Genomic DNA, 9,209 nt, shown 5'->3' with positions numbered 1-9,209 from the left:
CGGTGGTCATCCACGCCGCAAGCGACCACACCGCCACCAGGCCGGCGGCGATCGCGGCCGCGATCGCGGCGAAGACGAGGATGACGGCCGCGCCGTCGTTCGATCGAGTTGCAGCGGACATCAGACGCGGGCCCTCTCTCGGTTGGCACGGGACTGTTCGCGGAACCGCTCATCGGTGATGTGGAGGTTCTGCTGGGTCGGGGTCTGCACCATTTGCACGGGGACGCCGGGGCGTCCCTCGACCTTGAACAGGATCTTTCCGGCGCCCGGAGGGGCCGCCTGCCGGCCGGTGGCGCGGGCCTTGTTGCCCCAGCTGCCGGCGGCGTTGAACGACGACACGTACCGGATTTCCTGCGCGGTGAGCGGCTTCACTTCCCCGAGCACGTGCAGGTCTTCGTTGGTAAGAGCCATGAGCCCAAGCAGCCCGGAGCGCTCCGCGAGGCCGCGGGCTTTCTGGCGGTCTTCCTCGTTTTTCAGGGAGAGCATGTCTTTCGGGGAGTGCGTGATCTTCATCTCCGCCGTTCCCACCGAGCGGTTGGAGCGCGACAGCGCGTCCACCCTGTCGACGATCCCGTCAGTGGTCCGCATCGGGTACCAGAACTCGTCCATCAGGGTCGTGTAGCCCGACCACACCACCTTCGGGATATAGACCTCGCCCGCGGCTGCAGCTGCCGCTGCTTGGCCGGCTTCGTACTTGGCGAGCTCCCAGTGCGCGTCGATCGCGTCCATGCCGAGCGACCACGACATGAGCATGGCCGTGGACAGCAGCTTGGAGGCCGTGTCGGGGATTGAGGACGTGTCGAAGCAGAAACCGCCCCGGTTGCCCGGGTCGATTTCGATCGAATCCGTGCCCCCGAGCAGACGCCCCAGATCACCACCGAGCATCGCCCGCAGGGACTCCCCCAATCGGGCGAAGCGCTTGCGGAACTTCTCGGGCGTCGGCTGACCGGACACGGCCAGCACCCGCTCCGAGGGAGCGTTGAACGCCGCCGCAAGATCGGCCGTGACGGGGCGGCGCGTCCGACTGAGGATGTCTTCCACCATTGCCTCGACCACTGCGTCGTCGATGTCGTCCAGGAGCACGCCGCGGCTGACACGGAGCGCGAGCTGGGCTTGCTGGACGACCTTCCACGTCGCCAGCCGGCGCAGCTCCGCACCCGTGTCCCCGCCGATGCGTTCCGCGGCGGTCCCGAGGGGGCCGCGGGACAGGAGGTTCAGCTGGTGGCGCGCGGTGGGCCCGTACTCGAACACGGCCCCGCCGGCGTTTTCCACCAGGCCGGTGTGCTCGCCCTTTTTCAGCGGGTTGAAGACGGCGGGGATCATTCCCCGCGCCATCATCCCGAGCGTCATCGTCTGCGCCGTCGACGACTTTCCGACGCCGTTGATCCCGAACAAGAACATGGAGGGCGAGGAAATCACGCCCTCCATGTAGAGCGAGTGGTGATCCATGGCCACAGCGGTACCGCTGAGCAGATCACGGCCCAGCGGGGCCCCTGACACCGGGCGGGCGGTGCCCGTGGTGAAGGGGTAGATGCCGCACACCTGGACGGACGAGCCGTACCACAGCGGCGCTTGCGGGACACCGCCCCACCGGCCGCCCCCGCGGCCAAGGAACCCGTTCGCGGTCAGGGTGCGCGGCTTCGAGCGGAGAGCAGCGGCGAGGCGGCTCATGAGACGGCTCCCATCATCGTCTCCACCTGAGATTCGTGGTTCCACGGCAGCATCCCCAGCGGCAGCGTCGCGTGAAACGCCGCTGCCGCGTCGTAATCGCAGAACCGGTACGTCAACGACGCGGAATTGAGCAGGTCTTTCAGCTTCACCATGGCGTCGCGGTACGCCCTGTCGCTCGGCTCGAACGTGACCGTCACGGCCATGGCGAACTTCACCAGGGCCGCACCGTCCGTGATTTCCTTGTCGAGCTTGCTCGCGTGAGCCGTCGCCTTCGCATCCCGTGCGCTCTGACGCGCTTTGGCAGACGCGACCGTGGATGCCGTCTTCCCGAGACGGTCGACCACCTGAACCTGCTTGCCTGTCGACACGGATCGGTAGAACACCGTGACGCGCTTGCGGAGAAACTTCTCCGAGGGGCGGAACAGATGCGCCATGGTGGCTTCGGTGATGTTCTGACGCGGCGGCTGCAGAACGATCGCCGTCACTGAGGCGACACCATCGTGCAGACACACCCTCTTGTTCGAGTCGTCGAAGAAATCGGGGCCGGCCTCGGTCACCCGCATCGGGTTCTCCCACCCGGCCAGCTCATCGTGCGCGAACTCAGTCGAGCGATCCGGCGAGTACGCCACGCGCAGCGCCTTGGCGAGCATGTCGCTGGTGGCCGCAACCACCGCTCCCCCGCCCGCGTCCCGCAGCGCGCCCGTGTGCCCGGGAAGACGCGCGGCGACCTCCGCCACCGCGTCTTCCAGGCCAGGCGCGAGGGATTCCGTCGACCACGACACCGTTGCCCAGGTCGAGATCTCCGCATACCGGGCCGGCAGCCGCTCGGCGGCCTCCATAAGCGCCTGACGCGCCACCGCGGGCGCTTCGGGGTCGACGTCGCCCGCGATCTTCTCCACCAGCGGCGCGGAGGACCGCAACGCCGAATCGACAACGACGGTCGCCCCGGCCACCGCGGAATCCGCGGACAGCGAGGCAATCCACCCGCCGTAACGAACGACGTCGGCGTCGATCTTCGCCTGAGTCTGTAGGTGGGTGCCGTCCGGGTTGCAGGAGAACACCGCCGAAAGGGTCTTTCCCACCGGCTGATACAGCAACGTGAACGGCGTTCCCGTACCGTCCTCGCCGTCAATCTCGTCGAGGTTGGCCAACACCCCCGGGAGGGCGGTCAGACGGTCCCCCGGGAGGTTGGAGAACAGGCCCGTGTTGAAACGGGCCTCCCCCCGATTGATGCGCGAGACGCCCCCCAGAGCGGCGGCGACGCGGGAGGCGATCGTTAGCCCTGTTGCGTCTCCGCCGAAGCGGATGACGAAGAGCAGTTCGAACACCAATGCCGCGGCGACCAGGAGCAGCCCGAGGGCGAACTGGCCGGCGGCGAACATCATGCCCATGACCACCATCGAGACGACCAGCACCGCCCACCCGATCGGGGTCAGCCCCCCGAGGGTGGCGGTGCGGGTCGGCATCCAGTTGCCGAACTTGACTCGGCTCGTCGTGTCACTCATCGAACATCTCCCCCACGCTCGTCTTGGTTCCTTGCGGAAGCGCGTGCGTCACATCGCGCGCCGCGTTCAACAGGCCGCGGCCCGAGCCTGAGCCCGAGTCGTTCCCGCCGCTGTTGCTCGGCGTGGACGTGCCCGAGGCGACCGTTACCGGCGTGGAGCTCGACGAGTCCCCACCGCCGCCGGACGGCTTGTTTCCGCCGCCGCGCGGGTTCCAGTTGATGCCGGAACCGCCCGCGCGCCCGCCACCGGCCGCCGCGCCCGCAGCGTTCGCGCCAGCGCCCGTGAGGCCTCCCGCGCCTCCCCCGGCTACACCGCCGGCCCCCGCGCCCGCGCCCGCGACACCGCCGCCGGCCACAGCCGGCGCAGCAGTCCCCGCAGACGCGACGATCGCGCCGCCGGCCACCGCGGCCGTGGCGACGGTGCGGAGGCCGTTCATCATCATGTTGCCCGGGCTCGCGCTCCCGATCGCGCCCGCGACCGGGGCGACCAGCTTCAACAGAGCCGGGAGGGCGAACAATGCGAGCAAAAAAATGCCGAGGCCGACAACGACCCCGGCTACGCCGTCCTGTGCGCCCCGTAGCCGGATCGACAGGCCATACATGGCTGCCGCGAGCGGTGAATACAGCAGGAACGCCAGGAGCCACGTCGTGGTCTTCTCGAACATTGCCTCGTGCTTGTCGAACATCGCGCCCGACGCAGCGATGGGCCAAAACGGGATGATCACCGTGAGCGCGATGTCCCGGAAGATCATGATGATCCACTGCACGCCGACCGCGAGGAAGAGGAAGATTCCGAAGATGAACGCCATGGCGGTGTTCTGTCCGTAGACGGAAATGTCGCCCATCAGGTTCGGCGGCTGATCGTTCGTCGCCACGTCGATGAACCAGCGGGCGAGGGCGTTCGAGCCGAGCAGCATGATTTGGAAGAAACCGGCCCCGGCCGCGGTCACGAGGATCGCGCGGACGAACCGTTTTGCGGCCTCCCCCGCGACTTCGCCCCGGGCGAGGAGCATGATGCGGACACCCGCCACCATGATCCCCAACGCCAAAAGCGCCGCCTGGACGGGCGCAACGATCGACACGAACCAGTCGGCCGTGTTGCCGCCCACCACGGACGACAACGGCGAATCAATCCAGGACGTAAAGAACCCCGTCCACAGATCATTCGCGCCCTTATAGAGCTGCTTCGTGAACTCGTAAATCTGGCTGTTCACCAGACCGCCAATCGCCTGTGCAGTGCACTGCGCGGGGTTGGCGACCGCTTCAAGCGGGTTATCACAATTGACCATCAGCGGGCCCACTTTGTGAATTGACCGTCGAGAACATCGATCACGACGTTCGCTCCGGTATTGCTAGAAAGTTTTCCGATCTTCCAGTCCGAGTCGTGCCAGACAAGATCGAAAGGAATGCCCCGGTATCCGGTGCTGCTGTTAGGAACAGTGAGAACCAGAGTTACCGTGGCGTGCTCCGCCGTGTACGAGTCGATGCGATACCCGGCGACCCCGATGCCGGCACGCTGGTTCTGTTCTGCGACGCTCCCGTCAGACGGAGCGGCGGGCGCTGCCGTGCGCAAATAGTCGTCCAGCTCGGCGGACGGTGCCGTGTAAAAGCGAGCTGCATCCGTGGGCGTGTGGTCGGCTACCGAGCCGTAGAACGTCGAGGTGAACAGAGCAGCCCCGATGGGGGACTGCTGGAAGCAGTCGGGGAAACCGTCGCTCGTCGACGTGGGGCCCACAGTGTCCGAGACCGGCCACGACATGCCCTGGCTCGCCGCCCACCGAAGATCGTCGGGAACGGTAGACGTCGTGCTGGCTGGGAGCGCCGTGGGGCACGCCCCGCTTCCTGTCGGAGTCGACGGCTGAGAGGTGTTGTCGGTCGCTGCCGGCGGCGTCTCACCGGGGCGGGGCCATAGAAGGCCCACGACCCCGACGATGACCGCGACGAGGACGACGGCTCCGGCGACCCAGAGCCCAACGCGGTTGTTCTTCACGGTTCCTCCTATCGGGTGACGCAGTTGCTCGAGGCGGTGTTGATGAAGATCGTTGCGATACCGGATGCGGCGGCCACGAGCACGGCACCAGCGATCCACCAGCCAAGGGTGCGGATCATCTGGCCGCCGTCTCCGCGGCTGTGCTGGAAGAACATGCCGATGCCGATCATGATCAGCGCGACGACGGACAGCGCGGCGGCCACGATCGTGGTCCACAGCTTCGCTGTGTCGAGTGCGTTCATCGCGTCCTGAGGGAGGCAGTACGCCGCCGCGGGCACCATGTGGACGGCGGTCTGGGCGAGGTCGATCGTCAGGGTGTTCATTGTGCGTATCTCCATTGCTTGGCGATTGAGGTCATGACGGCCGCTGACGCTTTGGTCAGGGCCGGGGTATCAGGAACGGTGTTCACACCGCGGAGGGCGTTCACCCACGGCGCACGGACGACCGCGATCGCCCCGGACAGAACGCGAATACCTCGGCGCACGTCAGCGGAGACGGAGCCGGGGGCGTCCGCCACCAGGAGGACGACGCCGGCCGTGCGGGCGTGGGCTTTGGCGGCGTCAATGCCGGCGAGGGTGGAGCGAGCGACGACCACCGGCGGGTGCTCGGGGGCGTCGTCGACGGACAGCTCAGCCCCGCTGAGCAGCTGCGTCCACGTGCTCACGCCCGATCCGGGGTGAGCACCCAGAAAACGCAGTTTCGGGACTCGGACGGAGCCGGGGCCCCAGACCTGCTCGAAGGCCCGTTCGGTGAACGCTTTCACCGAACCATCGCGGTACACCCGGAACCCGTGCACTCCCCCGCCTACGCGTTGAAGACCAACGGTCCAGGGCCCTGGCCCACCGACCTTGCCCACTTCGGCTTCGAGTAGCGGCAGCGCGACCATTGGCGGCGTCTCGGCTCCAACGGGTCGCCAGAGCGGAGACGTCAGCAGAACAAGAGACTTCGCGATACGCGATTGGCGCGCGACCTTAGCCGCGGACTCCGATAACCCAACACTGACTTTCAAACCCATAACCCGACCCCCCTTCGTTTTTTGGCACCGTCCATCTTTATGGAAGGCTCCGACATCGAACACATCTGTCCACCAAAGGGAGGACATGAAGCGCTCTATTCGATTGCGGTATGTCCCCCAATTGGTGGACATACGACCGTTCCTATTTGCGGCCTGTGAATTCGCCAGCTGTTGCGGCGAACTCGCTTCGCAGCTGGTCACGCTGCGTCAGACGCCACTGGGCGCGGGCGCGGGTGAACGCGTCGGCTTGCTCTTCCAGCCACGCCCGGTATGCAAGCTCGGTCTCACCGCGGCGAGCTTCCAAGAAGTCCCCGAACGCGTTTTCACGCACGCCCTCGGGCGACGCGTTCCACGCGGCCAGCTCGGCGGCCGCTGCTTCGTCTTCCGCCGCCTGTTCGGGCGTGCGATCGTCGGCCGCGCTCGTCGATGACAAGCGCTTTCCTGTCACGCCCGCGATGCGGATTGCGTCGCCGCTCGCGGCGGCACCATCCCAGAACGCGCCCGTCAGCTGAGTACACAGCTCCACCAGCACGCGGGGCACCCTTCCCAGGAGCCGACGCTCTACGTAGCCGAGAGCATCCTCGACCTCGTTCACCCGCTCCCCGTCGACGACGGTGCTGAATTGGTATCCGGTCACGCTTGGCCTCTCCCCCCGATGTAGATCCATTCGGGTGCTTCGCCTGAGGCAGCCGATACCCGATGTATTAGCATTGGGACCCAGCGTAGCTAACCATCGGAGTATTAGCTACGGACCATGGGGAGGTTTGAGAAGATGATCATCTATGACCAGGTACGCAGTGCCGCAGCTCCCGGCCGGTTTGGAGCGCGCCATTAGCGGCCTTGGCGGCAATGCCGCACGCATCGCCGTCCTCAGTGCCCTCGTCGATCACCCTCGATCCACACCGGGCGAAGTCGCTGAGGCCGTAGGGCTGTCGGTGAACACCGTCCGTAAGCACCTCGGTCAACTGCTAGAGGCTGGTTTCCTCGAGTCGGACCCGCCGGCCACGCTTCCTTTCAGCGAGCGGAGCGGTCAGCGGGCGCGATATAGCGTCGTTGCGGACGAGCTGAACAAGGCCTACACAGAACTCGGCCGAGCCCTCCGAATCGTCGAACCGGAGCAGCAGTAACAAGCTGACACCCCGCCGGGCAGGTTACTGCGCCATCGGCGTGTCACGAGGCCGCGGCGCTTACCCCTAGCGCTACGGTCGGAGTCATGGCCCCCAGACTCCCCCGCAACACACGGCATAAGCCCGTGACCGCGGGGTGGGAAATCGAGGAGTCCACGCGCGAGCGCATCAAAGCGATCGCAGAACAGAGCGGCATGTCCGCTGGCGCGCTCATCGATCAGCTTGCGCAGCACATGCCCCTTGACGAGCGCGGCCGCGCCATTTGGCTGCCTCCTGTGCCGCTGAAAGACGGGGAGTTGCCTATCGACTCGGCCTAACGAGAAGAGGCCCGCCGAAGCGGGCCTCAAAGCTCATGTGCCTCATCTGACTTGCTTGCCGGCGGTCCCAGATGAAGGCGGTTTCCAAGAAGTACCGGTGGAACCGGGCCTTCGTCGTTCCCTGACGCAACCAGGAGAACAATGCATACTTTAGCGCGCCCCCGCGCCCATCCGCATTCCCAAAAGCCAGATTCCTCCCGCGTGTCGCGGGATTCTCGGCCTACGCAACCGCAGGACACCGCACAGCGCACCAGCGCAGCGCGGCGCGGCAGCTGGACACTCCCGGCACCCGAAGGCCTCTACGGGCCGCTCAGGGCCTGGCCGAGCGCGTCCGTCTGGTTCGACGCCGTGATGGATATCCTCAGCACCCCAGAGGGTGAGGGTGCTCGTCGACGGGCGAGGGTCGCCCGTGACACGCTTCTCCGCGTCGCGCACGCCGACCGAACGGCCGCGGACCAGGCCACCGGCCGCGGCGTGGCCACCGCACACGAGACGGTGGCAAAGCAACTCGGCATGAGTGGAAAGACTGTGCAGCGTGCGCGGCACCTTCTCGAAGCGCTCGGCCTGGCCGTCACCGTTGCAGAGGGGCGCTACCTGACCACCGCAGAGCGCGAGCAAGCTCACGCTAAGCACGGTGGCCATCAGCTGCGCGCGGCATCCACAAGGGCGCTCACCCTCCCCCACGGATACACGCCCCCCGCCGGCAGCGACTGCACCGCTGTGGAAAATGTCCAGCTACCCACCCGTAGGGGGGTTAAGAAGATCCCTTACGTTGAAAAGAGATCACCAAGGCGCGCGCATCCGCGCACGCGAAAAGAGGCCGCTTCGCGACGCCCCGCTATGACACACAGTTGGCAAAAATCGGCACCCAGCCGACCTCGCCCGATCGACATTCAACGTCTCGCCGCGGGGCTGTGTGGCCGAATGTCGTGGCTCGATCGTGCGACTTCGCACGTCGGCAAACTCTGCGACGTCCTGGACGCGCACGGACTCAGCGGGTGCGGATGGACGGCAGCATCGTTGCTCGACGCAATCCAGCGCGGTCGCCTGGAACGGGGTATCGCTCTCGTCGACGTCGAATCGCAACGAGACCCATTCGGATACTTCGTCTGGCTGCTTCGCGCCACGATCGACCCCGGCGCGGCTTCACCGTTTTTGCAGCTGCACGACGAGAGTCAGCGTCGAGCCGAGCGCCAAGCAGCGGACGCCGCCGGCGAGGCCGCACGCCGGGCCGAACTCGTCGCTTGTGCGGACGAGATTGACGCCGTGATTGCCCACATGCACGCGAAATTCCCGGCCCGTCCGCGCTCGGTGCGTCGTAGGTTCGCCCCTCCCCACCCTGTGCGGGATTTACCCACCGAACACACGGGCCCGAGCTAATGGCTGCCGCCCTCCGCTGCGCTCCGGTTGCCTCCGACACACCTACGAACAGACCCACAAAGCCTGTAACTCTGTAAGTCACAAGGTTGGTAGTCTGTACCTTGTAAGTCTGTTACTCTGAGGTAAATACAGAGTCCGGGACTTCGTACCTACGATCTTCGGTACTTACAAACTCACGCAGTAACAGACGGCGCTCGGCACATGT

10 protein-coding genes are annotated in these 9,209 nt (G+C 66.3%); 3 read left to right on the top strand and 7 right to left on the bottom strand.

The features are described 5' to 3' along the window. Positions 1–120: 120 nt before the first annotated feature. From J2X55_RS17325 to J2X55_RS17295, 7 genes are all read right to left on the bottom strand, one after another. On the bottom strand, positions 121–1,671 hold the full coding sequence (locus J2X55_RS17325) for an ATP-binding protein (RefSeq protein WP_309824966.1): 1,551 nt from the start codon (positions 1,669–1,671) through the stop codon (positions 121–123). Further along, positions 1,668–3,176 carry an SCO6880 family protein gene (locus tag J2X55_RS17320; protein WP_309824965.1) on the bottom strand — a complete coding sequence of 503 codons (1,509 nt, stop codon included), beginning with the start codon at positions 3,174–3,176 and terminating at the stop codon, positions 1,668–1,670. The genes J2X55_RS17325 and J2X55_RS17320 overlap by 4 nt, the downstream gene beginning before the upstream one ends. Continuing rightward, positions 3,169–4,476, bottom strand: coding sequence for a hypothetical protein (locus J2X55_RS17315; protein ID WP_309824964.1), 1,308 nt, complete (start codon positions 4,474–4,476; stop codon positions 3,169–3,171). The genes J2X55_RS17320 and J2X55_RS17315 overlap by 8 nt, the downstream gene beginning before the upstream one ends. Continuing rightward, positions 4,464–5,165, bottom strand: a complete 702-nt coding sequence (locus J2X55_RS17310) for a hypothetical protein (protein WP_309824963.1) — start codon at positions 5,163–5,165, stop codon at positions 4,464–4,466. Before J2X55_RS17310 ends, J2X55_RS17315 begins: the two co-directional genes overlap by 13 nt. 8 nt (positions 5,166–5,173) lie before the next feature. Then, the gene (locus tag J2X55_RS17305) at positions 5,174–5,488 is read right to left on the bottom strand and encodes a TrbC/VirB2 family protein (protein WP_210076990.1); all 315 of its coding nucleotides are present in this window, start codon (positions 5,486–5,488) and stop codon (positions 5,174–5,176) included. After that, on the bottom strand, positions 5,485–5,829 hold the full coding sequence (locus J2X55_RS17300) for a hypothetical protein (RefSeq protein ID WP_309824962.1): 345 nt from the start codon (positions 5,827–5,829) through the stop codon (positions 5,485–5,487). The genes J2X55_RS17305 and J2X55_RS17300 overlap by 4 nt, the downstream gene beginning before the upstream one ends. A 493-nt stretch (positions 5,830–6,322) precedes the next feature. Further along, entirely contained in the window at positions 6,323–6,712 is a 390-nt protein-coding gene (locus J2X55_RS17295) for a hypothetical protein (protein ID WP_309824961.1), read from the bottom strand. Positions 6,713–6,962: 250 nt separating this feature from the next. On the opposite strand from J2X55_RS17295, the gene J2X55_RS17290 reads away from it, so the two are divergent. The 3 genes from J2X55_RS17290 (at position 6,963) to J2X55_RS17280 (ending at position 9,004) form a co-directional block, all read left to right on the top strand. Then, positions 6,963–7,307 (top strand): winged helix-turn-helix domain-containing protein, encoded by a 345-nt coding sequence (locus J2X55_RS17290; protein ID WP_309824960.1) that lies wholly within the window; start codon positions 6,963–6,965, stop codon positions 7,305–7,307. Between the two features lie 86 nt (positions 7,308–7,393). Then, on the top strand, positions 7,394–7,624 hold the full coding sequence (locus tag J2X55_RS17285; RefSeq protein ID WP_309824959.1) for a hypothetical protein: 231 nt from the start codon (positions 7,394–7,396) through the stop codon (positions 7,622–7,624). A gap of 495 nt (positions 7,625–8,119) precedes the next feature. Continuing rightward, positions 8,120–9,004, top strand: coding sequence for a hypothetical protein (locus J2X55_RS17280; protein WP_309824958.1), 885 nt, complete (start codon positions 8,120–8,122; stop codon positions 9,002–9,004). Positions 9,005–9,209: the final 205 nt, after the last annotated feature.

Source organism: Microbacterium sp. 1154 (assembly GCF_031455375.1).
Lineage (GTDB): Bacteria > Actinomycetota > Actinomycetes > Actinomycetales > Microbacteriaceae > Microbacterium.
The sequence above is the reverse complement of the archived record's forward strand: the minus strand, read 5'-3'. Positions and strand labels throughout refer to the sequence as shown.